22 protein-coding genes are annotated in these 23,730 nt (G+C 46.9%); 6 read left to right on the top strand and 16 right to left on the bottom strand.

Features of this window, described 5'->3' with window-relative positions; translation table 11 throughout:
• Positions 1-128 precede the first annotated feature (128 nt).
• From C5I45_RS05915 to sppA, 8 genes are all read right to left on the bottom strand, one after another.
• Positions 129-641, bottom strand: a complete 513-nt coding sequence (locus C5I45_RS05915) for a MogA/MoaB family molybdenum cofactor biosynthesis protein (RefSeq protein ID WP_003152427.1) — start codon at positions 639-641, stop codon at positions 129-131.
• Between the two features lie 99 nt (positions 642-740).
• A complete protein-coding gene (locus C5I45_RS05910; RefSeq protein ID WP_003152426.1) occupies positions 741-1,928 on the bottom strand; it encodes an acetate kinase in 1,188 nt (395 codons plus the stop codon).
• 311 nt (positions 1,929-2,239) lie between these two features.
• The gene (locus C5I45_RS05905) at positions 2,240-3,226 is read right to left on the bottom strand and encodes a class I SAM-dependent methyltransferase (protein WP_003152425.1); all 987 of its coding nucleotides are present in this window, start codon (positions 3,224-3,226) and stop codon (positions 2,240-2,242) included.
• A gap of 61 nt (positions 3,227-3,287) precedes the next feature.
• The gene (gene tpx / locus C5I45_RS05900) at positions 3,288-3,791 is read right to left on the bottom strand and encodes a thiol peroxidase (RefSeq protein ID WP_007408050.1); all 504 of its coding nucleotides are present in this window, start codon (positions 3,789-3,791) and stop codon (positions 3,288-3,290) included.
• 115 nt (positions 3,792-3,906) lie between these two features.
• A complete protein-coding gene (gene ytfJ, locus C5I45_RS05895) occupies positions 3,907-4,347 on the bottom strand; it encodes a GerW family sporulation protein (RefSeq protein ID WP_003152423.1) in 441 nt (146 codons plus the stop codon).
• A gap of 12 nt (positions 4,348-4,359) precedes the next feature.
• Positions 4,360-5,049: a DUF2953 domain-containing protein gene (locus tag C5I45_RS05890; RefSeq protein ID WP_003152422.1), complete on the bottom strand. Its 690-nt coding sequence runs from the start codon at positions 5,047-5,049 to the stop codon at positions 4,360-4,362.
• Positions 5,050-5,126: 77 nt separating this feature from the next.
• A complete protein-coding gene (locus C5I45_RS05885; RefSeq protein WP_003152421.1) occupies positions 5,127-5,618 on the bottom strand; it encodes an RDD family protein in 492 nt (163 codons plus the stop codon).
• A gap of 13 nt (positions 5,619-5,631) precedes the next feature.
• A complete protein-coding gene (gene sppA / locus C5I45_RS05880) occupies positions 5,632-6,639 on the bottom strand; it encodes a signal peptide peptidase SppA (RefSeq protein ID WP_032858463.1) in 1,008 nt (335 codons plus the stop codon).
• A 181-nt stretch (positions 6,640-6,820) separates the two neighbouring features.
• Between sppA and C5I45_RS05875 the strand changes: the two genes are divergently transcribed.
• Positions 6,821-7,627 carry an NAD kinase gene (locus C5I45_RS05875; RefSeq protein ID WP_003152418.1) on the top strand — a complete coding sequence of 269 codons (807 nt, stop codon included), beginning with the start codon at positions 6,821-6,823 and terminating at the stop codon, positions 7,625-7,627.
• A gap of 16 nt (positions 7,628-7,643) precedes the next feature.
• On the opposite strand, the gene C5I45_RS05870 is transcribed toward C5I45_RS05875, so the two are convergent.
• The 5 genes from C5I45_RS05870 to C5I45_RS05850 form a co-directional block, all read right to left on the bottom strand.
• Positions 7,644-9,239 carry an amidohydrolase gene (locus C5I45_RS05870; protein WP_107994271.1) on the bottom strand — a complete coding sequence of 532 codons (1,596 nt, stop codon included), beginning with the start codon at positions 9,237-9,239 and terminating at the stop codon, positions 7,644-7,646.
• Positions 9,240-9,262: 23 nt separating this feature from the next.
• Positions 9,263-10,849 (bottom strand): acyl-CoA synthetase MbcS, encoded by a 1,587-nt coding sequence (gene mbcS / locus C5I45_RS05865; protein ID WP_015387856.1) that lies wholly within the window; start codon positions 10,847-10,849, stop codon positions 9,263-9,265.
• 148 nt (positions 10,850-10,997) lie between these two features.
• Positions 10,998-11,219 carry an alpha/beta-type small acid-soluble spore protein gene (locus C5I45_RS05860; protein ID WP_007408043.1) on the bottom strand — a complete coding sequence of 74 codons (222 nt, stop codon included), beginning with the start codon at positions 11,217-11,219 and terminating at the stop codon, positions 10,998-11,000.
• Between the two features lie 80 nt (positions 11,220-11,299).
• Entirely contained in the window at positions 11,300-12,505 is a 1,206-nt protein-coding gene (gene thiI / locus C5I45_RS05855) for a tRNA uracil 4-sulfurtransferase ThiI (RefSeq protein ID WP_073982011.1), read from the bottom strand.
• Between the two features lie 3 nt (positions 12,506-12,508).
• Positions 12,509-13,654: a cysteine desulfurase family protein gene (locus C5I45_RS05850; protein WP_107994270.1), complete on the bottom strand. Its 1,146-nt coding sequence runs from the start codon at positions 13,652-13,654 to the stop codon at positions 12,509-12,511.
• Between the two features lie 193 nt (positions 13,655-13,847).
• Here C5I45_RS05850 and brnQ point away from each other — a divergent pair, with 193 nt between their 5' ends.
• Positions 13,848-15,188: a branched-chain amino acid transport system II carrier protein gene (gene brnQ / locus C5I45_RS05845; RefSeq protein WP_003152412.1), complete on the top strand. Its 1,341-nt coding sequence runs from the start codon at positions 13,848-13,850 to the stop codon at positions 15,186-15,188.
• 113 nt (positions 15,189-15,301) lie between these two features.
• Here brnQ and ezrA read toward each other — a convergent pair whose 3' ends face one another.
• Positions 15,302-16,993 (bottom strand): septation ring formation regulator EzrA, encoded by a 1,692-nt coding sequence (ezrA, locus tag C5I45_RS05840; RefSeq protein WP_044053525.1) that lies wholly within the window; start codon positions 16,991-16,993, stop codon positions 15,302-15,304.
• Between the two features lie 195 nt (positions 16,994-17,188).
• Here ezrA and hisJ point away from each other — a divergent pair, with 195 nt between their 5' ends.
• Positions 17,189-18,001, top strand: a complete 813-nt coding sequence (gene hisJ / locus C5I45_RS05835) for a histidinol-phosphatase HisJ (protein WP_107994269.1) — start codon at positions 17,189-17,191, stop codon at positions 17,999-18,001.
• Here the strand turns inward: hisJ and refZ are convergent.
• Positions 17,991-18,614 carry a forespore capture DNA-binding protein RefZ gene (gene refZ, locus C5I45_RS05830; RefSeq protein ID WP_007408038.1) on the bottom strand — a complete coding sequence of 208 codons (624 nt, stop codon included), beginning with the start codon at positions 18,612-18,614 and terminating at the stop codon, positions 17,991-17,993. The genes hisJ and refZ overlap by 11 nt on opposite strands.
• 125 nt (positions 18,615-18,739) lie before the next feature.
• Here refZ and C5I45_RS05825 point away from each other — a divergent pair, with 125 nt between their 5' ends.
• Complete coding sequence (locus tag C5I45_RS05825) at positions 18,740-19,222, top strand: GAF domain-containing protein (RefSeq protein WP_025853271.1); 483 nt, start codon at positions 18,740-18,742, stop codon at positions 19,220-19,222.
• Between the two features lie 34 nt (positions 19,223-19,256).
• Here C5I45_RS05825 and C5I45_RS05820 read toward each other — a convergent pair whose 3' ends face one another.
• Positions 19,257-21,005, bottom strand: coding sequence for a sensor domain-containing diguanylate cyclase (locus C5I45_RS05820; RefSeq protein ID WP_003152407.1), 1,749 nt, complete (start codon positions 21,003-21,005; stop codon positions 19,257-19,259).
• A 290-nt stretch (positions 21,006-21,295) separates the two neighbouring features.
• Between C5I45_RS05820 and rpsD the strand changes: the two genes are divergently transcribed.
• Positions 21,296-21,898 (top strand): 30S ribosomal protein S4, encoded by a 603-nt coding sequence (gene rpsD, locus C5I45_RS05810; RefSeq protein ID WP_003152406.1) that lies wholly within the window; start codon positions 21,296-21,298, stop codon positions 21,896-21,898.
• Positions 21,899-22,237: 339 nt separating this feature from the next.
• Positions 22,238-23,608: an aldehyde dehydrogenase gene (locus C5I45_RS05805; RefSeq protein WP_014305579.1), complete on the top strand. Its 1,371-nt coding sequence runs from the start codon at positions 22,238-22,240 to the stop codon at positions 23,606-23,608.
• Positions 23,609-23,730: the final 122 nt, after the last annotated feature.

The following is a 23,730-nucleotide window of genomic DNA, read 5'->3' as shown; positions in this document are numbered from 1 at the left end:
AATTAGTTTTAATTAATAAAAATGCATTTTGTATGTATACACTGTAACAAGTAAATTCTGTTTTTTCAAGCCTTTTATAAAAAAAACCCCACCCAATTTTTTGAGCGGAGCGGAGCCTTTTTATACATTTATAAATCTTTTCGGATTTCCCGGAGCACATGGGGCAGTTCAGGAATAATCAGTTTACTCATTGCAAGCTTTACGGCGCCTGAGGAGCCTGGCGTGCAGAAGACTGCGGTATTTCGGATCACACCCGCTGCCGCTCTGGACAAAATGGCGGCCGAGCCGATGTCCTCCGTATAGCTCAGCATGCGGAACAGCTCGCCGAACCCCGGGAGTTCTTTTGAAAACAGCGGCGTGACCGCTTCAATTGTGACATCCCTTTCGGCAATGCCCGTCCCTCCGTTTAACAGCACCGCATCTGTATATTCATCCATACAGCCGGATAAAACGGCTTTCTGCAATTCATCTTTTTCATCTTTTACAATGTCATAAGCGACCGTTTCAAATCCCGCTTCTCTGATGAAATCCATCATGACGCGCCCGCTTTTGTCGGTTTCTTTCGTTCTCGTGTCGCTGACTGTTATCACCTTGCAGCGCACGGCTGACGGGGCTTCTTGTTTATGTTCATGCACACTCATTGCTTCACCTCATCGTTTATGTATTAAACATATCGTAACGTTTGATTCTGGGGCATTCAATAAAAAAGCACACCCTAAAGGATGTGCTTTTTTCGATCATTACTGTGCAAGACGGACAACGTCACGTGCGATCATGACCTCTTCGTCAGTCGGAATGATGATGACCTTGACAGGAGAGTGAGGGTAGCTGATAAACGCTTCCTCGCCGCGCACGTTGTTCAGCGCAGGATCCCAATATACACCCATGAATTCTAAGCCGCGAAGCACGCGTTCTCTGACTTCAACGCTGTTTTCACCGATACCCGCAGTGAAAATAATCGCGTCAACGCCGCTCATTCTCGCAGCGTAAGAACCGATGTATTTATGGATTCTGCTTGCAAACACTTCAAGAGCCGTTTCCGCTCTTTCGTTTCCTTCTTTTGAAGCTTCTACGATATCGCGGAGGTCGCTTGAGAAACCGGATATGCCAAGCAGTCCGCTCTTTTTATTTAATGTATTTAATACTTCATCTGCCGTCTGATCCGTTTTTTCCATAATGTACGGGATCAATGCAGGGTCGATGTTTCCTGAACGTGTTCCCATCGCAACACCCGCAAGCGGTGTGAAGCCCATTGACGTATCAATGGATTTTCCGCCTTCTACGGCCGCGATACTTGCGCCGTTACCGAGGTGGCAGGAAATCAGACGCAAATCTTCAAGCGGGCGGCCGAGAAGCTCAGCTGCGCGCTGTGTCACGTATTTATGAGAAGTGCCGTGGAAACCGTATTTGCGGATGCCGTATTTCTCGTAGTATTCGTACGGAAGGCTGTACAGGTAAGATTGCTCAGGCATCGTTTGGTGGAACGCCGTATCAAACACTGCAACCGCAGGCACATCCGGAAGCACTTCTTTAAAGGCTTTAATGCCGACGATGTTAGCCGGGTTATGAAGCGGCGCAAGTTCTGAAATCTCTTCAATCTCACGGATTGTTTCATCCGTAAGCAAAACAGAATCGCTGAATTTTTCTCCGCCGTGAACCACACGGTGGCCGATTCCGTCAATTTCGTTTAAATCCTTTATAATACCGAATTCAGTCAGCTTGTGAAGCAGCATCTTCACCGCAACCGCATGATCCGGAATATCTGTCACTTCTGTATTTTTTTCGCCGTTAACAGAGATAGTGAAAACGCTGTCGGCGATACCGATCCGTTCTACTAAACCTTTTGTTAGCACCTTTTCTGAAGGCATTTCGAATAACTGAAATTTTAAAGATGAGCTTCCTGCGTTAATTGCAATAATTTTAGACATAAATGACGCTCCTATCAAAATTCTTCTTCGTTTGTTCGTTCTTTTTTCCCAGACCATAACTGCGGTCCAAAAAATATCTGACTTTTCCATTTAAACATTGTCAACTCAGCATTTCAAGTCAACATCCACATTGGTACCGCTTACAATACGAAGTCGATATTTTCTGATAAATCTTATTTGTGCCAAATGGACGGCACGGCCTTACGGAATGTTATTTTCTTTCCTTAATTTGTGTTCTCGCCCTGATTTCCATTCATTTTAAAAAGCGAAAAGCAGCGCGGAATTTTGCGTCTCACACTGCTTTTTCGCCATTATTTTTCTTTTTGAATCCACTGATCCAATTTTGCCATCATCTCCCGCATCGCCTGCTGGTTCGCAAAAGAAGGAAGATTCGCCAAAAGCGCTTGTTTCGGCGGCTTTGCGTCTTCGCCTTTTTTCTGCAGGATTAAAATGCTCTTTGCCTGCGCTTCATCTTTAAACATAGTAGCCGGCAGCTGAAGCAGGGCGTTGATATATACTTTTTCCGCAAAAAACCGCTTCAGTTTATCGCTTTGCGCGCTGTCAAACAGATGGTTCGGAATCATAAAAAATAAGTATCCGCCCGGTTTTGTATGTTTGACGCTCTGCTCAATAAATAAGTGGTGGGCAAATGAGTGGCCTTCATCCGCTTTCAGCTCAAACGCTTCAGCGCCTTCGTCATTGGGATAGTAGCCGACCGGCAAATCGCAGATAACCGCATCGGCCGGTTCGATAAATAACGGCTGAAGACTGTCCTGGCAGAACAGCTCCATTTCTTTTTCCTGCAGATTCGCCTGCGCATATGCGATCTTCAGAAGGACATCGTCGATTTCAATGCCGAAGCTTTTTCCCGCTTTGTCAGAAAGCTGGTTTGCCGCGGTCAGCAGAAGATTTCCGGTGCCGCAGGCGGGGTCCAGCAACGTCAGGCCTTTTCGGCCGCCCGTAAATTTATTCACGAGGTAACTGATGAAAAGGCCGATCGTATCAGGCGTCATCTGTCTGTTCGGATGGGACTTATCTTTCAGTCCTTTTAAAATGGCGAGCTGGAACGCCTTGCGGATCCATTCATGCTCCCATTTTCTGAAGTCTGCTTTCGCAAGCAGGCTTTTAAGCTCGCCGGTTTGTTTTTCCTGAAGCGGAAGCTGGTCCGTCGTTTCAAGAAAATACATCTCTCCCGCCTCCGCAAGCCCCTCAATATAAGAAATCTCAAGGCCTTCTGCTATCACTTGGGCGGCTTCATCTAAAAGTTCATAAATCTGACCGACATGGTCGTGTTGCATGCTGTTTCCTCCTTGCCATGAAAAGAGCTCCGCGGCAGCACCCGGAGCTCTTTTCCCCTCTTTACTTGATTAACGCTTTTGCAGCTTCGATAGGCTTTTCATAATTCGGGTGGTTTGTCGCTTCGCTTACGTATTCCGCGTAAACGACTTTTCCGTCCTGATCAAGGACGAATACGGAACGCGCCAAAAGACGAAGTTCTTTGATGTAAACACCGAATGCTTCACCAAATGACATCTCTTTATGATCCGATAATGTTTCCACTTTATCAATTCCGTTCGCTCCGCACCAGCGCGCTTGTGCAAACGGAAGGTCGGCGCTGATTGTATAAACGTTCACATCACCGAGTTTTGCGGCTTCTTCGTTGAAGCGGCGTGTCTGCGCGTCACATACGCCTGTGTCAATGGAAGGAATAACGGATATGATCGTTACTTTCCCTTTCATATCTGCTAATGTCTTCTCTTCTAATCCGTTTGTCAAAACCGTGAAGTCAGGAGCTTGGTCACCCGGTTTCACTTCTTGTCCGATCAGCGTCACGGCTCCGCCTTTAAATGTAATTTCAGCCATTCTGATTCCTCCCTTTATCTATGTATAGCTCTATCATAGTCGAGTTTTATGCAAACTGCAAAGGTTATGCCGCATCGTAAAAAAAGCTAACTGCGGGCGGCAGTTAACTTTTCTGTTATAAATCGATATCCGTTCTTTTTTGGTTCCGGCCTTTTTCATTCTTTTTAAACATATGCTGGATGCGTTCAATCGTTTGAGGCGCGGAGTCTAACAGTTTATCAATCAGATGGGTGTTTTCGTCTAAATGAAGCATACGCACGCCGTTTGTTCCGACAATCAGAAACGCAATCGGCGTAATGGATACTCCGCCGCCGCTTCCGCCGCCGAACGGGAGTTTCTGCTCTTTTCTTTCATCATCATCGGTTCTTTTTTCAGCCGGCTTTCCTCCAAACTCGCTTCCGCCCGCCGCAAATCCGAATCCGACCTTTGAAACCGTTAAGATTACGCTGCCGTCAGGCGTTTCAACAGGATCGCCGATGATTGTATTCACGTCAATCATTTCTTTTAAATTTTCCATAGCGGTTTTCATTAAACCTTGAATGGGGTGGTCTGCCATATGCGCTCCTCCTTAAACTGATGAATCATTCTTTGAAGCAACCGGAACCGGCTGTTTCTTTCGTATGATAGAAAGTCCGTTCCGCCCGTATTTGAGCAATTTGAAAGCTGCACCTATAAGATGTCCAAAACGAAAAAAGAATATACACTGCAAATGCGTCTTGGATGCAGGCACTTGAAAAGACGGAATGACTTCGCACACCGGTTTATGTATGAAACGCAGATGATCATACAGCATCGCCGTAAGGCCTCCCTTTACGGCCCACAATCCGCCGGCGGCGATTCCCGTAACGGCGGCGTCCTTTATTCCGATAACCGTCACCCATTCAAACTTCGTAACACGGACTCCCGCAAGAAATGAGGCGGCGATTTGGCGCATCTGCAAGACTTGGTGCAGAATCATTTCTATTCTGTGAATGCTCTGTTTGACATCTTCATATGTGATTTTTTTCTTCTCTTTTTTCTGACCTTTCATTTCTGATTTCGTGTCCTGTTTGACATCAATAGACGCGTCTTCGCTGTTTACTTTAATGACGGGCAGCGTTTTTTTAAAACGGACCAGCCCGTATAAGGCCGAGAGTTTAAACGTCAGTTTGTCGTTATCTTTATCGTGAAGATATTCGAAAGTCAGATGGATTTTCATCCTCATGAGCAGCCAGACCAAAATGAGAATGAGAATTACAGCTGCTGCGGCATATCCCATAGGCTTCACTTCCTTAGCAGCATTATCGCCAAAACCAAAAAAAATAAACCCGGACGTTTATTCCGGGTTTACTGCATTTATTTGCGGTACAGCGCTTCGTGAATCACCGTTGTGTCGGCGATCAGATCGTGAATGCCCTGCTTTTTGGGCGTAAACGCAATGACGATATAGAGAATCCAGATTTTATCGATATAACGCCCCACCGCTTCTCTGAAAATGACGGTGCTCCAAGTCAGCGGCTTTCCGGGCGTCAAAGAAGTGACCTTTAACCCGAAGACCATCTTGCCGAGTGTCTGATGAAACCATTTCGTCATGAACACAAAATAGGCGAGGTAGACGATCAGGGTTGTGACGGAATAAGCTGAGATTGTAAACATTCCGCTTGTTGCCGGGAGCTTCATCAGCGTGAAAATCGGTGAAACGATGAGATGGTTAAGTCCCCAGACCACCAGCCAATCAAGAAGAAACGCCCAAAACCTGATCCAAAAGCCCGCATATGCCTGCTCGGGCGCCCTCTGTTGTTCGGCTTCCTCTTTTTTGCCGTGAAAGCCTTCGTAAGTCGCGTCCATTCTTTCTTCCCCCCTACTTTGCATAGAGATACATCATCCGCGGCGAACCGGATTGCGAAATGAGTTCTTTCATATTCAGAAAATCAATTTCGCTTTTAAACATTTTCGCTGCGCTCATGGAAAAGAGCGAGCCTAATCCGAATCCTTCCTCGTATGTGATGACTGAAGCGTTTTTCATATTTTTATGGTGCTTTTTCATCGCGCTGATCGTATCATCGTAAAAACCGAGCTCATCAACGAGGCCGATTTTTTTCGCTTGTCTGCCGTCGTAAACACGGCCGTCGGCAATTTTTTTCACATCCGCTTTTGACATGTGCCGGCCTTTTGAAATGACATTGACAAATCCTTCATAAGAATCGTTGACCATTGTCTGCATGATCTTTCTTTCTTCCTTCGTCATGTCGCGGGTCGGGGACATGATGTCTTTATGCGCGCCGCTTTTAATGGTTTCAAACTTGATGCCGAGTTCATCGGCGAGCTTGGAATAATTGACGCTTTCCATGATGACGCCCAGTGAACCCGTGAGCGTTTCCGGTGAAGCATAGATTTTATCGGCGGCCGTTGAAATATAGTAGCCTCCCGATGCCGCCATGGAGCCCATGGATACATAAATCGGTTTCTTCGTTTCTTTCTTTAGTTCTTCCAGTTTTTTATGTATTTCCGCGCTTTCGTACACGCCTCCGCCCGGGGAATTGATTTTCAGTACAATTCCTTTGACGCTTTTATCTTCTTTCGCACGCTCAACCTGTTTTAAAAATGATCTGTGATCATACCCGCCTGAGCTGAGCAGGCCAGCGGACCCGCCGTTATCCTCAATCGTGCCGTCCACTTCAAGCACGGCGATTTTACTGCCGGGGCTGCCCTTATCCAGCGTCACTTCCTCTGTGTCATCTGTCAGTGATGCAAAGTCAGACCCTGTATCTCCGATATTCTTCAGCACCCCGACGGTCACACTTGCAATGACCGATACGCCGAAAATGCCGAGCGCGATGACGAGCGCAATCCATCTTTTTGCATTCATTTGTTCTCCTCCTTTTCTGTCAATATTCGTACGTTCCCCCGTAAAAAAAGATTCATTTTTTTCATGAAGCGCTTTCTCTTAACGGATAAACAGGAAACATGTTACACTATTGCCACAGGTATTTTAACACAATACCTGCTGGGAGAAAAACGTAAATATGACAGCAAAGGGGAATGGGGATATGACCGATCTTCGCCGCAATGTTTATTTTTTTCACAAACAAAACAACGAAACAAAAGAACAAGTCAGCTCTTTGAAGCAGCTTGCTGAATCGCACGGTTTTACAGTTGCGGCTCACCCGGAGGATGCCGGTATTATCGCCAGCATCGGCAGCGACGGCTCATTTCTGCAAGCCGTCAGAAAAACCGGATTCCGTGATGACTGCCTGTATGTCGGCATCGCTAAAAAAGGGAAAGCCCATTTGTACTGTGATTTTCACAGCGATGAGCCTGAAAAAATGGCGGCCAGCATGACCGCGGAACAGCTTGAGGTCAGAAAATACCCGCTCATTCACGTAACGGTGGACGGCAGCAATCATTTTCACTGTTTAAACGAGGTTTCCATCCGTTCAAGCATTATTAAAACGTTTGTGATGGATGTGTTAATTGATGATCTTCATTTTGAGACGTTCAGAGGAGACGGGATGATCATTTCCACCCCGACGGGCAGCACCGCCTACAATAAGTCTGTCTCAGGCGCCGTTGTTGATCCTTTGATTTCCTGCATGCAGGTATCCGAACTGGCGTCGTTGAACAACAACACATACCGTACACTCGGATCTCCGTTTATTTTAAGCTCAGACCGGAAGCTGACACTGCAGGTGGTCCAGGACGGCAATGAGCATCCGATTATCGGGCTTGATAATGAAGCGCTCAGCACGCGGAATGTCAAAAAGGTTGAGATTACACTATCCGATAAAAAAATCAAAACGGTGAAACTGAAAGACAACTCTTTCTGGGAAAAAGTAAAGCGATCATTTTTATCATAAAAAAAGAGGACGGGCATCACTGCCTGTCCTCTTTTTCATATACGATACGGCCGCCGACGACGGTTTTGACAGCTTCCAATTCATGAAGCTTTTTCGGATCCATCCCGAACGGATCACCGCTGAGTACGGTAAAGTCGGCATCATAGCCGGGGGCGATCCGTCCGCGGCTATGTTCTTTATGGATGATGGCCGCGCTTCCCTCCGTGTAAAGCTGAATGGCTTCGTACACGGTCAGGCACTCTTTTTCATAATAGGCCGGACCTTCCGGATGCTGCTTGCTTGTACGGAGCACAGCCGATTGAATGCCCAGAAGCGGATCGGCCGGCTCAATCGGGGCGTCTGAGCCTCCGGCGCACAGCAGCCCTTTTGACAGCAGTGTTTTCCAGGCGAAAGCCGTTTTCATCCGCTCTTCTCCGAGCCGGTCAATCACCCACGGAAAGTCACTGGCCACAAAATGCGGCTGAAGATCAAGTCCGATCGGCAGCCGGGCGGCTCTTTCAATCAATCCGGCATCTAATACTTGCGCATGAATGAGCCTGTCTAGCTGTCCGGGCTTTGCCGGGTATCTTTCGATAACATCGAGCACCTTTTCAAATGCAAGGTCGCCAATCGCGTGCACGGCGATCTCCATCCCTTTCTCTCTCGCTTTATAAACAAGAGCGGCAAGGGTCTCGTCATCGTGCACCTGAACGCCGGAAACTGACGGATCATCATGATAAGGCTTTTTCAACAGAGCGGTTCTGCCTCCGAGCGCGCCGTCAGCAAAAATTTTCATCGCTCCGTATTCCAGGTAAGGTCCGGTCGATTTATCCAGAGCGCTCCAGCTGTCGACGGCTTCGTGATGAACGAGCAGATGGGCGCGAAAAGGATAAAGGCCGCTGCCGGTTAAAGACTCGTACGCGGCAACGGGAACGGACGCGTCTCCGTAGTATGCCAGATCTTCTGAATGCCCGCCGGTCAGGCCTTTTGACCAGCAGTCCGTAATCGCCGTTTGAAGCGCGCGTTTGACATAGTGAAGTGTGACGGGCGGCAGGGCCTGTGTCACAAGCTCTTGGGCTTTATCCAGCAGAAGGCCTGTCGGACCGGTGCCGTCCCGGACGATAATCCCGCCGTTTGGATCAGATGTTTCGTTTGTAATCCCCGCCGCGCGCAATGCGGCCGAATTAACCGCAACGGCGTGCCGGCATACCCGCTTCAGCAGGACGGGGCGGTCGGGAAAGAGCGGGTCAAGGTCATGCTTCGTGACGTAATCCGGCCGTTCAAACAGGTTTTCATCCCAGCCTTCGCCGATCAGCCATTCGCCATCTTCCAATTCACGCTCTGCTTCTTTTGCGGCCCGCAGAATCGCTTCTTTTGACGTCAGCTGCGACAAATCGAGGCGAAGCTGTTTTTCCCCGTGTCCGATTAAATGCATATGACTGTCCGTAAACCCCGGAAACATGACAGCTCCATGTAAATCGATTTCCTCCGTATCAGGCGAACCGTATGTTCCTTGGAGCTCCCGATAGCTGCCCGTCTGCCTGACGACGCCTTCTTCGGTATAAACGGATTCAGTGACATGATTCTTGTCAAGCATTGTATAGATGGTGCCGCCGTGCCAAATCGCTTTCATCCCCGCTCACCCTTTATCCTGTATTATGCTTTTTTATCAGCCTTCAGCCGTTCTTCACGCTGTCTCAGTTCCACACGTCTGATTTTTGCGGACGCCGTTTTCGGCAGGCTTTCGACAAATTCAATTTCTCTCGGATATTTGTAAGGCGCCGTAATCGTTTTTACGTGGTTTTGCAGTTCTTTGACAAGTTCGTCACTGCGCTTTTCATCGTCTTGTAAAACGACATAAGCTTTTACGATTGAACCTCTGATTTCATCCGGGCTTGCCACGACTGCACATTCTTTCACTTCCGGATGCTTCACGAGCGCGTCCTCTACTTCAAAAGGCCCGATTGTATATCCGGAGCTGACGATAATGTCATCATTGCGGCTCTCAAACCAAAAGTAGCCGTCCTCGTCTTTTTTCGCGCGGTCTCCTGTAAGAAAATAATCTCCGCGAATCTGCTTTTTCGTTCTTTCGGGATCTTTATAATATTCCTTGAATAAGGCCGGTGTGCTCAAATGCACGGCGATATCGCCCGTTTCGCCTGTTTCGCATATTTCGCCCTTATCGTTTATAATCTCTACTTGATTTCCGGGGGTCGGTTTGCCCATGCTTCCCGGCTTAATATCCATATCCTTCAGGACGCCGACTAACAGGGTGCTCTCCGTTTGGCCGTATCCGTCTCTCACTTTAATACCGAAATGCTTCCGGAATACGTCAATGACTTCCCGGTTTAATGGCTCACCCGCAGAAACTGCGCTGTGAAGGGCAGAAAGATCATATTTGTCCAACTCCTCCACTTTTGCCATCAGGCGGTATTCCGTCGGGGTACAGCAGAAGACATTTACTTGATGGCGCTCCAGCAGCTCTAAATACGTCTTGGCGTTGAATCTGCCGTGATAAATGAATCCTGTCGCGCCGCTTCCCAGAACGGCGAGCAGCGGGCTCCACACCCATTTCTGCCAGCCGGGCGCCGCGGTGGCCCACACTGTATCGTCTTCGGAAATATCCAGCCATGCACCGGCTGAAGTTTTTAAATGGGCAAAGGCCCAGCCGTGTGTATGTACAACGCCTTTGGGCTGGCCGGTCGTCCCTGAAGTATAGGACAAAAACGCCATGTCCTCTCTTGTTGTATCAGCTGTTTGAAAACTGTTTCCGTCCGCTTCAATCGTTAAGAGGTTTTTCCAGCCGGCATCATTTTCACCGATTGACAATGTCACCAGCTGCTCGGTATTCACCTCGTCAAATGCGTTTATAAATGAAGGATAAACGATAGCGCCTTTCACTTCGGCGTGTTTGATCCGGTATTCAAGGTCTTTGGCGCGCAGCATTTCCGAGCAAGGAATGACGACCATCCCCGCTTTTAAGATCGCTAAATAAACGGCATACGCTTCAAGCACTCTCGGAACCATGACAATCAGCTTATCGCCTTTTTCAAATCCGAGACCTTTCAGGCGGGCTCCGATTTTATTCGTTTCTTCCATCAATTTTTCATACGTCCAGACTTTCTTGCCGCCTGTTTGATCTTCCCAAATAAGCGCGTTCTTCTCTTTGGAACGGCTGAACTTTTCGATTTCATTTACAAGGTTATAGTTCTTTGGGGCGATTAAATCTTCTCGTTTTAACACGAACAACTCCTCACTTTCTTTCCCCATTATACATAAACATAGGCCATTACAATAAAAATATGCATAAATTGCTTCCAGCCTTCTATCTATACTCATGAAAAAAGAGCGGGGAATTCCCCGCTCTCTTAGCCATTATGTGAAGTTGTGATTAAAACTGCTGCTGGCTGCTTCCGCCCATGCTTTGCTGAGCAAAAGAGACAAGACGTTTTGTGATTTCTCCACCGACAGAACCGTTGGCGCGAGAAGTTGTTTCCGGTCCAAGGTTTACACCGAATTCAGAAGCGATTTCATACTTCATTTGGTCGATAGCTTGAGCAGCGCCTGGCACTAAAAGCTGGTTGCTGTTTCCGCTGTTTGATTGTTGTGACATGTGTATCACCTCCTTGTGAGTATAGAATGTGATAAAACACATGTCTTCATTCAAAAAAACTTTGGTAATTGTATACAGTTTTAAAACAGGCCGGCAAACTTATCGTGAGCTTCCTGCTCTGAGTAAACAGTGATGGTTTCGATGCCGGCAGCGGCCTCTGCAATCAGCTGTTCAAAATCAACGAAGCTTTCGAAGTGCTCGATTTTTTCTTTTTTCGGACGTGTTTTCGGACTTGGCGGCGTAAAGATGGTGCAGCAATCCTCAAACGGCTGAATGCTTGTTTCATAAGTGCCGATTTCTTTTGATTTCTCGATGATTTCTGTTTTGTCCATTCCGATTAAAGGGCGCAAAACCGGCGTTGCCGTCACGGCATTGATCGCATACATGCTTTCAAGCGTCTGGCTCGCTACCTGCCCGAGGCTTTCTCCCGTAATGATCGCGAGCGCTTTTCGTTCTTCTCTGATTCTGTCCGCGATTTGCAGCATAAGACGCCGCGTCGCCGTCATCGTATAGTTTTCCGGGATTTGTTTTTGGATGAGTTCCTGCGTCTTTGTAAACGGCACGATATGAAGCGTCATACTGCCGCCGAACTTCGCGAGGCATCCCGCGAGATCCATGACTTTCTGCTTTGCCCGTTCGCTCGTATACGGCGGACTGAAGAAATGTACGGCTTCAACTGATAATCCCCGTTTCATCGCGTAAAAACCGGCGACCGGACTGTCAAAACCGCCGGAAAGCATCAGCATCGCTTTACCCGCGGAACCGACAGGAAGGCCTCCGGCGCCTTTTTCGTTACGAATGGTCAGGAATGTCGCTTCCTCCCTGATTTCAATCCGAAGCGGAATATCGGGATTTTTCACATCGACGGTTAATCCATCCGTGTTTTTCAAAATATGGCCGCCGATTTCAGCGTTCATCGCATTCGTATCTAATTCAAACTGCTTGTAAGCCCGTTTGGTCTCGACCTTAAACGTATTCCCCGGTTTATATTCTCCTTCTATCGCGGCTAAAGCCGTTTTTTTAATGTCTTCCAGCTTGCTTTCGCATTTAATTGCGAGACTGAAACTTTGAATGCCGAATATATTCTTTAATAAGGAACAAATTTCCTCCGGGTTTTCTCCATTAAGTGTAATTGACATCCGGTCCCGGTTTGAAAAGTATTTTACTTTTTTATAATCCTTTAATACCAGGCGGATATTTTGTTTTAATCTTTCAATAAAACTGCGTCTGTTTTTTCCTTTTGTGGATATTTCACCAAAACGGATTAAAATATGATCGTAATTCATATGCTACCTCATCATTTTTTTTAGTTTTTGAACAGCCGGCACCAGCGCGGCCATAAACGGCTCCGTGATGTCAGCCGTATGCATGAAGTTCAGGCTGACTCTGATGCTGCTTGATGCAATCTGTTCGCCTTTATTCATTTGCAGAAGAACACGGCTCGGTTTATGCTCTCTTGCCGAACATGCCGCGGTTGTGGAGACATATATTCCTTTTTCCTCAAGCATGTGCAGCAGCACTTCGGCCTTCACGCCCGGAACGGAAAAATTAATGATATGCGGAGCGCTGTTTTCGGCGGGAGTGTTGATGACGACCCCGTCCGCCCCGCTCAGCCTTTCCATGAGCGCATTCTTGGCAGCCTCCACGGAAGAAAGCCGCTCATTCATGTCACGCGCGGAAAGATTGATCGCTTTCGCAAGGGAAACGGCGCCTGCCGTATGTTCTGTTCCGGCCCGGACGCCTTTTTGCTGCGAGCCGCCCGTTATAAGCGGAATGAGCCGCGTTCCTTTTTTGACGATAAGCGCTCCGGTCCCTTTTAAGCCGTGAAACTTATGCCCTGAAACAGTGCAAAGGTCAATGCCCGCTTCTTCTATAGACAGAGGAACTTTATGAATGCCCTGCACATGATCAACATGAAACAGAATATTCCGGTGCTGCTTCAAAAACCCGCCGATTTCCTTTACGGGCTGAATGGAGCCGACTTCGTTATTGACATGCATGACGCTGACGATTATCGTATCCGGCCTGATAGCAGATTTGACGTCTTTCAAAGAAACGAAGCCGTTTTGATCGGCCGGAAGATATGTGACTTCAAAGCCGAACAGCTCTGTCAGCTGATCAAGCGTCTCCGTCACAGAAGGATGCTCAATCGCCGAAGCAATGATATGTCTTCCTTTACTCATGTTTGCCCAGGCCGCTCCCTTTAACGCAGCGTTATTCGCTTCAGTCGCGCCTGATGTAAATACAATATCATAATTTTTTAAACGTAAGGTTCTTTTTATTTGCTGAGCGGCCGCTTCAAGGAGCTGCTCCGTCTCAGTTCCTAACTGGTGCAGAGACGAAGAATTGCCGAAATAACGGCTGCTCGTCTGTTTATACACTTCCAAAACCTCTTCATACGGCTCGGTCGTTGAGCTGTTGTCTAAATATATCATTTTTTTTACTCCTTTTATGAAAACGGTACATCGTATGATATTTATGCTACCATAACAAAAGTAAATAGAAATTCGCAATAAATCGAGTATTGACTTCTCTGTACATTGCCATATAATAAGTAATGTTCGTTTTGTTATATTATCTGACAATTAATTGACAGAATATTTCAACATAGTATTTAGGAGGACTTTTATGAAACACTCACTACCTGTCAAAGATACCGTTATTATCGGTTTCATGCTCTTCGCACTTTTTTTCGGGGCAGGAAATATGATATATCCGCCGGAGCTTGGGCAAGCGGCGGGGCATAATGTCTGGAAAGCGATGGGCGGTTTCTTACTGACCGGCGTAGGACTGCCGCTTTTAGGTATTATCGCCATCGCATTAACGGGCAAAGACGCGAAAGGACTTGCCGATAAGGCTCACCCGGTATTCGGCACTATTTTCACCGTTGTGCTTTATTTATCAATCGGGCCGCTTTTCGCGATTCCGAGAACCGGAACCGTTTCATATGAAATCGGTGCAGTTCCGTTTTTAAGCGGCATTCCGGAAAGATTATCTTTATTTGTTTTCACGTTGATCTTTTTTTCTATTACGTATTATTTAGCTCTTAACCCGTCCAAAATCGTGGACAGAGTCGGAAAGATTTTGACTCCCATTAAATTCGGTATCATTTTAATCATTGTCGTAAAAGCCATCGTCACTCCGATGGGCGGGCTGGGCGCCGTACATCAGGCATATTCCGGAACGCCGGTGTTCAAAGGATTTTTGGAAGGCTATAAAACAATGGATGCACTCGCCTCAATCGTCTTCGGCGTCGTTGTCGTCAACGCTGTTAAAAGCAGGGGCGTCACCCAGCGTAAAGCGCTCGCGGCCGCTTGTATTAAAGCGGGTCTGATTGCAGCGGCGGGTTTGACATTCATTTATTTATCTTTGGCCTATTTGGGAGCGACAAGCACGGACGCTGTCGGGCCGCTCGGCGAAGGCGCAAAGATTTTATCAGCTTCATCTGATTACCTGTTCGGTTCACTGGGAAACATCGTTCTCGGTGCCGCCATCACCGTTGCGTGTTTAACGACAAGCATCGGGCTTGTCACATCTTGCGGCGAATATTTTTCAAAATTGATTCCCGCTTTATCATACAAAATGGTGGTTACGATTGTCACGCTGTTCAGTCTGGCGATTTCAAATTTCGGACTTGCTGAGATTATTGCATTTTCAGTTCCTATTTTATCAGCCATTTACCCGCTGGCGATTGTCATTATCGTCCTTTCCTTTATTGATAAAATCTTTAAGGAAAGACGCGAAGTCTATATCGCCTGCCTGATCGGAACGGGGCTGTTCAGTATCCTGGACGGTTTGAAGGCAGCCGGCATTCCGCTCGGATCATTAGATTCATTCTTAAACGCAAATCTTCCGCTTTACAGCATGGGAATCGGCTGGGTGCTTCCAGGCATTGCCGGAGCGATCATCGGCTGCATCATCACGTTTTTTATCAGCCCGCCTATCGAATTAAATAAAGCAAAATCGTAACATTCAGCGCCTGCGGTTTGATGTATATCAGCCATAGGCGCTTTTTATATTCCGTGAGAAACAAAAAAACTGCACCTCTGATTTCCATCAGGGTGCAGTTTTTGCTTGTGCGTCTATGAAGCAGATTGATCAGCTTTAATTTTTTTCACGGCGCCGGGAGCTGCTTTTTCAACAGCATCTGCCGCCATCTCATAAGCTTCATTATAGCTGTAAGCGTAAAACAGCCGTTCCGCTTCTTTCAGCTGTTCGGATAAAATATGATTCTGGCTTCGGAAACGGTTGCCGTACTGGATGATCCGCTCAATCAGCTTCACCTGAATCACAAGTTGTTCCGCCTCTTCGCTGACTTCCGCAACCACCTTTTCAGCTTCGGTCAGATGTTTGGCGGCTTCCTCCATGTTTAACGGCAGCTCTTCCAATTGGCTGACGGTCTCTTCTATATGATGATTTGCCGTCTCGAGCTTGTCCTTGACTTGTTCAGGAATTCCCGGCACGTTGCTTTTTTGCAGCATTCGGGCCGTGTCAGAAATGGTTTTCCGAAGATTCATCAGCGTTTCCCGCGCCTGCAGTTCTTCTTTTCTGAGCGCCTGCAGATTTTCACGGTATTCGGCATGTTCTTTCTGAGCTTCTTCCATCTGCTTTTCGATGGCCTCGACTTCTTCAATCAGCAGAGAGTAAGCGACATGCTCACCGTCAAGCTTTTCTCTCGCCTGCTCAAGGAGCCGGCCGATCGTTTCCAGCTGTTTTTCGAAAGCATGCTGTCTGCCGATTTCTCCCGCCGTCAGCTGATAGCTTTCCTTGACGAGCTCCGTTTCGGTTTTTGTGCGGTCTTTTTCTTCCTCAAGCTTCTCATACGCGATGATCAGCTCAGGCATTTTGCTTAATACGGACTGTCCGGCTTCCACTTCGCCTTCCAGCTGTTCATACATCGATTGAATGGTTTCATCAATCAACTGAAGAATGGCGGACGCTTCGTCGACATCTAATTCTTCCAAAAGCGCGCTTTCGGCCCGTTTCAATTGATTGGTGAGTGTCTCCAGCTCTTTTTCGATTTGAATATGCTCCAATTTGTAGCCTTTTTCCGTCATTTCCCGGTAGCCGTCTTTCAGCTTGGCAATTTGGTTAGGCACGGTCTGTTTACAGTCAGCGAGCAGTTTCGGAACGTCATCTATGTATGTTTGAAGCTGATCCAGTCTGCGGTCCTGTTCAAGCAGCACTTTTCTCGCTTTGATGTAATTGCCGCTTTCCGTCTCTTCTTCGAACTTTTTTATGCCGCTCCAGATTTCGTCGAGATCCGTCTCCAGACTGTTATATAGCTCTCCGTAGAGATGGCTGTACGCCAGAAGGTTTTTTCGCGCTTTTGAATACCGCTCACGCACCTGTTCAATCTCTCCGCGGCTTTTTTCCTCGCTCGTCACAAGATCGCTGATCTCACGCAGTATGCCTTCTATATTTGATTCGGCTGCAGTGAGGAGGTCGTCGATGTGGACAAGCACCTGATTCGCTTTTTTAAACCGGTATTTGTCGGCGTTCTCTTCGGCATCATAAAGGAGCTCTTCTACTTTCGGCAGATGGGCTGTGACAATTTCATCCCACTCTTCGCGCCATCTTTCAAAGAACTCTTCCGTCTCTCCGGTCATTTTCAGATGTTTGATCTTGGACATTTCTTCCACTATCGAACGGTTTAAAATTTCAATCTTCCATGACTCCAGCCGGTCAATTTCCGTATAAATTTTTTTCCTGAAAAAGTAGCCCGCCGCAAAGAGCGCGAGCAGTATAACCAATAATCCGATGACTAACTCCATAATGAGCCCCCTTGTTGTTCTCTTAATCTGTCAGGGTGTTTTATGTATTCAGAAAGATTTCAATATATGTATTGAGAAAATCTGTCGTTTTCATTGTTATTATGATACCATGTAACCAACATTTTTTGACCAGAAATCAAAAACTTTTTGCATAATTTCGGCAGGATTCTGCAATTTTTTAATGGAGTGACACAAATGGAAAAACGAGACGCTCATATCCACACGTCTTTTTGCCCTCACGGCTCGAAGGATGCGCTGAAAGAATATGTCGAAAAGGCCCTGGAAAGAGGCTTTGACTCGATCACATTTACAGAGCACGCCCCCCTTCCTCCGTCATTTCAAGATCCCGTACCGCTTCAGGACAGCGCGATGGATCTCAGACAGATGGAGGTTTATTTGGAGCGGCTGTCACAGCTGAAAAAGGAATACGATGGACAAATCAGCATTCTGACCGGGCTAGAAACTGATTTTATCACAGGGTATGAAGAGGAAACCGCGGCGTTTCTGAACACGTACGGCCCCTCACTGGATGACGGCATTTTATCCGTTCATTTTTTGAAGACCGGTCCGTCTTATATCTGCCTCGATTTTGACGAGCACGCCTTTCAGCAGCTCGCCGCGCACTTCGGAAGCGTTGAAGCCGTATATGAACAATACTATGAAACTGTGTATTCTTCCATTGTAACACCGCTCGGCCCCTTTAAGCCAAAACGGGTCGGCCATATCACGCTCGTCAAAAAATTCGCACGCCTTTTCCCTTACAGCATGTCACCTCAAATAAGAGAGCTTGCGGCCCGCTGTCTTGACGCCGTGAAAGAACACGGAATGGAGCTGGATGTGAATACATCCGGGCTCAGAAAGAAGTTTGCCGGGGAAGTATACATGGAGGATTGGATGGCTGAGACGGCGAAGCAAAAAAAAATCCCGCTCATATTCGGGTCGGACGCCCATCAAGCGGAAGATGTCGGCAGTTCCTATGAAACGTACAAAAGCATCATTACTTCATAAGCGCCGCATCAGGCCGTCGGAACACGCTTTCGATCCAGATCTTCACCTCTTCAAAATACCTTTTATAAAAGTACGGTTCATGAGGCTGCATATAGAGCACCTCTGTAATGTATTGAGGCTGAAGATACGGCATCATCAAGAGGGATTTCAATTGCAGAATAAAATGCGGCACGGGCAGCGTCAGCCGTCTGTGGCGTGACTGCCCTTCTTCTATCACCAGCTGGAAAATATATTTTTCTTTCATTAAGTAAGTAGACATAATTTCCCTGATAAGCACGGAATCAATCGTCACTTCCCGGTACACAAACCGCGTTAATTGACGGTTATCGTGCTGATAGGATAAAATATCGAAAATCACCCGCAGGATGCGTTCCTGCGCGTCTTCACCGTTCATACTGACGGCGGCTTTTTCCAGCGCTTCAGTATAGCCTTCGTAAAACTCGGAAACTAAATGTTCCATTAATCCGCCTTTCCCTTTAAAATAGTAGGAGATGTGCGCAACATTTACATCAGCTGACTTTGCGATTTCACGGACGGACGTGCCGGAATAACCTTTTTGGTTAAACAGCTGGACAGCGGCGTTAATAATTTTGTCTTTGGTGCTTACTTTCATACGGCTCACCCCTTTATGTGTAACAATTCAAGCAGAAAGGCGCCGTTCCTGTAAGAACTTCTCGACAAATGCCGGCAGAACGGCCGGAACTTTGTTTGATATTATAGAAAAAGTGAGGGTTTTCCATGTTTCATGTCGAAAAACAATCCGGAGATAAAGAAAAAAGTTATCAGCTTCTGCTTAAACAGCTCGAAGCCATGACAGAAGATGAAACGGATGCGATCGCAAATTACGCGAATGCATCAGCGCTTTTATACCATTCATTACATGAAGTCAACTGGGCGGGGTTTTACTTCGCTAAAGAGGGCGAGCTCGTGCTCGGACCGTTTCAAGGACTTCCTGCCTGTGTGCGCATTCCGTTCGGCAGAGGCGTATGCGGCACTGCCTACTCTAACGGCGCCGTGCAGCGGATTGCCGATGTGAATGCGTTCCCGGGACATATCGCCTGTGACGCGGCTTCCCAGTCAGAAATCGTCCTCCCGATCCGCGTAAACGGTGAAGTGATCGGTGTGCTGGACATTGACAGCCCTGTGAAAAACCGTTTTGATGAAACGGACGAAGCCTATTTAGCAAAGTTTGTTGAAACGCTTGAAAAACGATTAGGATAAAAAAAGGAGCCCGGCCGGCAGGCCGGCTCCTTTTTTATGTCGTCGTGCTGTTTTGATGGATGATCAGCCGGTTTTTGCCGTTCCGTTTGGCGATATAAAGCGCCTCGTCCGCTTGCTGAACGAGCATTTTCAACGGCATCGGGCCGGTCTTTGACCAGCAGGAAACGCCGCAGGAAATCGTCACACGCGGCTCGGTGTTTTCCCGGATGGCGCGAACCAGCCTTTTAGCGATGCGTTCTCCGGATGACACGTTGATATTCGGCAGATAGACAGCCAGCTCCTCGCCCCCCCACCTTGCAGCGACATCATGCTCACGAATATGGTTTTTCATAACGGAGGCCACCTGAATCAGGATCGAATCTCCCGTTTGATGACCGTATGTATCATTAATGGTTTTGAAATTATCGATATCAACGAGGATGAATACACCCCGTTTATGAATTTTCATGCTGTATTGAATTTTCTCATCCAAATAGGTTCTTGAATACAGCTCCGTCAGCTGGTCTGTCTGAACAAGATGCTCAAGCCTGTCACGCAGCATGGAGTTCGTGACCGCCAATGTCGCATGGTGAATGAGCGCTTGAAAAAGCTTATACATTTCAAACGTAAAAGCATACAAATCCTTTTTCAATAAAATCGCGAACCCGAAGACGGTGTCATTTTCGATCATCGGCACCGCCATCAGCGAGCCGAAGCCGTTTTCGCCGAATACAGTCTTTCCGCTGCCGATAAACACGCCCTTTTCTCCCTCGAACAGCTTTTCTTTCACAATGCTGATATAGGGGTTCGCACGTTCTGTCTTAAAAAAAGCGGTATGTCCCGGAAGCAGATTTTGCGTCTCAAAATGATCAATATGAAAAAAAGCCACTTCTTCCGCATGAAATGATTGGGTCATAATAGCGGCGAGTTCCCGCATCGTGTCAGTGAGTCTGAGGCGCTGATTCAGCTGGCGCGATGTTTCATTAATGAGCTCCAGATTCGCAATGCTTTTTTTCGATTGCTCATAGAGCTGCGCATTTTCAAATGCTTTTCCCGCCGCGCCCGCAAGCAGCAGCATTTCACTGAGAGTACTGCACGAAAGAACGGCATCCTGCAGCCCCTCCGTCTTCAGAACCCCGTAAGTCCCCTGCTGGCCTTTGATCGGCAGGTAAGCAGATGACCTGCCTTTTCTGAGCAGTCTCCCCGATAAATAAACCTTCAGGGCAGACGGATCGGCATCTTTTCCGTCCATATGTAATTCTTTTGCGGGAAGCTGTCTGTCCGTATCCTGATCCTGCGTGATAAACAGTGAAAAGCGGAAAGACCGGAAAGCCGTACTCAAACTTGCCTGCAGTTTTTCCAAAACCTCATTTTGATCCAAAAGCGAATGGAACATTTCTGTCATTCTGTGAATTTTCCGCTGATGCTTCGTTTTGTCAAACAGCCCGCTTTGTCTCACAGATTGATTGATAAACTGAGTAACGATCTCAGGCAATGATTCCGGGATCGGCAGCCCGCCTTCCGAGCGCAGATAAAAGGATCTGCCGGACGTCTGATTCCTGATCATAAAACGGCCGTCACTCTCTTTCAGCGGAGCATAATGCGGTTCATCTTCTGTTTTTATGGTGAAACGTGTTGATTCTGCCGGTGAAAGGGTCAATGAAAGAGATGTAAAGCAGGATTCTAGAGCTGAGGCCAGCCATAACAGCGAGTCGGATAATGAGACGGATTCAGATTTCGTTAAGAAAAAAGAAAGCATTTTCTGATGAAAGGCCGTCACTTCATCAATTGTTTGTTTTTTCATTTTTATCACCTAAACATGTACTACTCATTTTTGTACATTATATCATAAACCGGCACTCTTCATGGAGAAATGGTTGACGGCGGCGGGGAAAAATCATATAATGTTCTTTGTGTGAAATATTGCAGCCTTTTTGTTCAGCTTCTGTGTTTGCATTTTGTTCCTTAGCTGTAAGGTGTATCGTGTAACTCTCTGCTGCTGGAGCGAGGATACATGAAAACAAAATGTGCACGGTCGGATCGAACAGACGGTTTTTATTTTCCACAAAATAAAACCAAAGGAGGAGTCACATTATGGCTCGCTATACAGGTCCATCTTGGAAACTGTCCCGCCGTTTAGGAATCTCTCTTAGCGGTACAGGTAAAGAATTAGAAAAACGCCCTTACGCACCAGGTCCCCACGGTCCGGGACAGCGTAAAAAACTATCAGAATACGGTTTGCAATTGCAAGAAAAGCAAAAACTTCGTCACATGTACGGTGTAAACGAACGTCAATTCCGCACATTGTTTGACAAAGCTGCAAAAATGACTGGTAAACACGGCGAAAACTTCATGATTCTTTTAGATGCACGTCTTGATAACGTTGTGTACAAGCTCGGTCTTGCACGCACTCGCCGTCAAGCTCGCCAATTAGTTAACCACGGTCACATCCTTGTTGACGGAAGCCGCGTTGACATTCCGTCTTACCAAGTAAAACCTGGTCAAACAATCGGTGTTCGCGAAAAATCAAGAAACCTTTCTATCATCAAAGAATCTGTAGAAGTAAACAACTTCGTTCCTGAGTACCTTACTTTCGACGCTGAAAAGCTTGAAGGTACATTCACTCGTCTTCCAGAGCGCTCTGAGCTTGCTCCGGAAATTAACGAAGCGCTTATCGTTGAGTTCTACTCCCGTTAAGTAAAACGCTCTTTAAAGAGCATTGGATTAAACCCCGGACATGTTGTGATGACAATGTTTCCGGGGTTTTTCTTTTGGGCTGTTCCCTCTCTTTATTAAAAAAAGCCCCTGTCCGGGGCTTTTTTTATGTGCCAACCGGCTTTTCAGCTACATGTACATTAGAAAACCCCATAATGCCTGCAACAGATAATGCCGCAAAAAGAATTCTCTTTTTCATCAAATTCCTGCCGCAAACGCAGAAATGAGTTTGTTATTTTTTCTGACTCACCTTAATCATTTGACAGGCAGAAGCGATTTTTTACATAATGAATCATCATACTTACAAAAAGGAGAGACGGAATGAACAGCATCCCCTCTATCGTCAGCAAGCACAAAGCCTATTTTGCGGCGGGGCATACGAGACCGCTAGAATCAAGGCTGAACATATTGCAAAAGCTGAAACAAGCCATCAAAACACAAGAAGCCGATATAGCAGCCGCTCTCTATCAGGATCTCCACAAATCCGAACAGGAGGCGTACACGACAGAAATCGGAATTGTTCTGGAAGAAATCAGTTTTGTGATGAAGCGGCTGAGAAAATGGGTCAAACCGAAGCGAGTCAAAACGCCTCTGACTCACCTGGGCTCGAAAAGCATGATTATCCCTGAGCCATATGGAACCGTTTTGGTGATTGCGCCTTGGAATTATCCCTTGCAGCTGGCGCTTTCACCCTTGATTGGAGCCATTGCGGCCGGAAACACAGTCGTTCTCAAACCGTCAGAATATACGCCTGCGGTTTCCGCTGTTCTTTCTAAACTTATCAGCAGCGTTTTTCCGAGTGATTATGTCGCTATGGCGGAGGGCGGGCCCGACGTCAGCACTGTTTTATTACAGCAGCCCTTTGACTATATTTTCTTCACAGGAAGCGTTGCCGTGGGAAAAATCGTTATGGAGGCCGCCTCCAAACAATTAATTCCCGTTACCTTGGAGCTCGGCGGCAAAAGTCCCTGCATTGTCCATAAGGATGCTGATATACAGCTTGCCGCCAAACGCATCGTCTTCGGGAAATTTACAAATGCAGGGCAAACCTGCATCGCACCGGATTATTTATTTGTCCACCAAGATATCAAAACGAAGCTCATAGAAGAAATGAAGCATGCGATCAGTGAATTTTACGGCCCTCAGCCTGAACAAAATCCGCAGTACGGCAAAATCGTCAGTGAACGCCACTATCAGCGGCTGCTCAGCTTTCTGAATGATGGCGTCCCGCTTACAGGCGGACAATTTAATCCTGAACACCACAAAATAGCGCCGACGATTCTAGATCAAGTGAAGGATGACTCTCCAGTAATGCAGGAGGAGATTTTCGGGCCGATTCTTCCGCTGTTTACATACGGCGATATCGATGAAGTCATCGAGAAAGTCCAATCACGCCCAAAGCCGCTCGCTCTTTATGTCTTCACAACAAACAAAGGAATCGAGCGAACTGTTTTAGAGAATCTGTCATTTGGCGGCGGCTGTGTCAATGATACGTTAATGCACGTCGCGACACCGTATTTGCCATTCGGCGGCGTCGGAGAAAGCGGCATCGGCAGCTATCACGGATTTAACAGCTTTAACGCATTTACGCACAAAAAAAGCGTCGTCAAACAAACGAACCGCTTCGACCTCGCTTTCCGTTATCCTTCTTCCAAAAACGGGCTGCGAATGATCCGGAAAATACTTAAATAAAAAAGCGCAGAGTATCTGCGCTTTTTATAAATCATCTATACACCAATTAATCGGTTCGTCTCCCAAATTAAACCTATTTTTAAAAGTTCAAATCGAAGTCTAACCGCAAAAATGAACCAACC

The sequence above is a fragment of the Bacillus sp. ZY-1-1 genome (assembly GCF_003047165.1).
Lineage (GTDB): Bacteria > Bacillota > Bacilli > Bacillales > Bacillaceae > Bacillus > Bacillus velezensis.
The sequence above is the reverse complement of the archived record's forward strand: the minus strand, read 5'-3'. Positions and strand labels throughout refer to the sequence as shown.

Coding starts and splice junctions, on each gene's coding strand:
- brnQ (WP_003152412.1), top strand. CDS start 13,848: ATGAAACACTCACTACCTGTCAAAGATACCGTTATTATCGGTTTCATG.
- hisJ (WP_107994269.1), top strand. CDS start 17,189: ATGGAAAAACGAGACGCTCATATCCACACGTCTTTTTGCCCTCACGGC.
- C5I45_RS05910 (WP_003152426.1), bottom strand. CDS start 1,928: ATGTCTAAAATTATTGCAATTAACGCAGGAAGCTCATCTTTAAAATTT.
- C5I45_RS05860 (WP_007408043.1), bottom strand. CDS start 11,219: ATGTCACAACAATCAAACAGCGGAAACAGCAACCAGCTTTTAGTGCCA.
- C5I45_RS05805 (WP_014305579.1), top strand. CDS start 22,238: ATGAACAGCATCCCCTCTATCGTCAGCAAGCACAAAGCCTATTTTGCG.
- thiI (WP_073982011.1), bottom strand. CDS start 12,505: ATGAATTACGATCATATTTTAATCCGTTTTGGTGAAATATCCACAAAA.
- C5I45_RS05890 (WP_003152422.1), bottom strand. CDS start 5,049: ATGGGATATGCCGCAGCAGCTGTAATTCTCATTCTCATTTTGGTCTGG.
- C5I45_RS05825 (WP_025853271.1), top strand. CDS start 18,740: ATGTTTCATGTCGAAAAACAATCCGGAGATAAAGAAAAAAGTTATCAG.
- tpx (WP_007408050.1), bottom strand. CDS start 3,791: ATGGCTGAAATTACATTTAAAGGCGGAGCCGTGACGCTGATCGGACAA.
- refZ (WP_007408038.1), bottom strand. CDS start 18,614: ATGAAAGTAAGCACCAAAGACAAAATTATTAACGCCGCTGTCCAGCTG.
- ytfJ (WP_003152423.1), bottom strand. CDS start 4,347: ATGGCAGACCACCCCATTCAAGGTTTAATGAAAACCGCTATGGAAAAT.
- C5I45_RS05905 (WP_003152425.1), bottom strand. CDS start 3,226: ATGCAACACGACCATGTCGGTCAGATTTATGAACTTTTAGATGAAGCC.
- C5I45_RS05870 (WP_107994271.1), bottom strand. CDS start 9,239: ATGAAAGCGATTTGGCACGGCGGCACCATCTATACAATGCTTGACAAG.
- C5I45_RS05915 (WP_003152427.1), bottom strand. CDS start 641: ATGAGTGTGCATGAACATAAACAAGAAGCCCCGTCAGCCGTGCGCTGC.
- C5I45_RS05850 (WP_107994270.1), bottom strand. CDS start 13,654: ATGATATATTTAGACAACAGCTCAACGACCGAGCCGTATGAAGAGGTT.
- rpsD (WP_003152406.1), top strand. CDS start 21,296: ATGGCTCGCTATACAGGTCCATCTTGGAAACTGTCCCGCCGTTTAGGA.
- C5I45_RS05820 (WP_003152407.1), bottom strand. CDS start 21,005: ATGAAAAAACAAACAATTGATGAAGTGACGGCCTTTCATCAGAAAATG.
- C5I45_RS05875 (WP_003152418.1), top strand. CDS start 6,821: ATGACCGATCTTCGCCGCAATGTTTATTTTTTTCACAAACAAAACAAC.
- ezrA (WP_044053525.1), bottom strand. CDS start 16,993: ATGGAGTTAGTCATCGGATTATTGGTTATACTGCTCGCGCTCTTTGCG.
- sppA (WP_032858463.1), bottom strand. CDS start 6,639: ATGAATGCAAAAAGATGGATTGCGCTCGTCATCGCGCTCGGCATTTTC.
- C5I45_RS05885 (WP_003152421.1), bottom strand. CDS start 5,618: ATGGACGCGACTTACGAAGGCTTTCACGGCAAAAAAGAGGAAGCCGAA.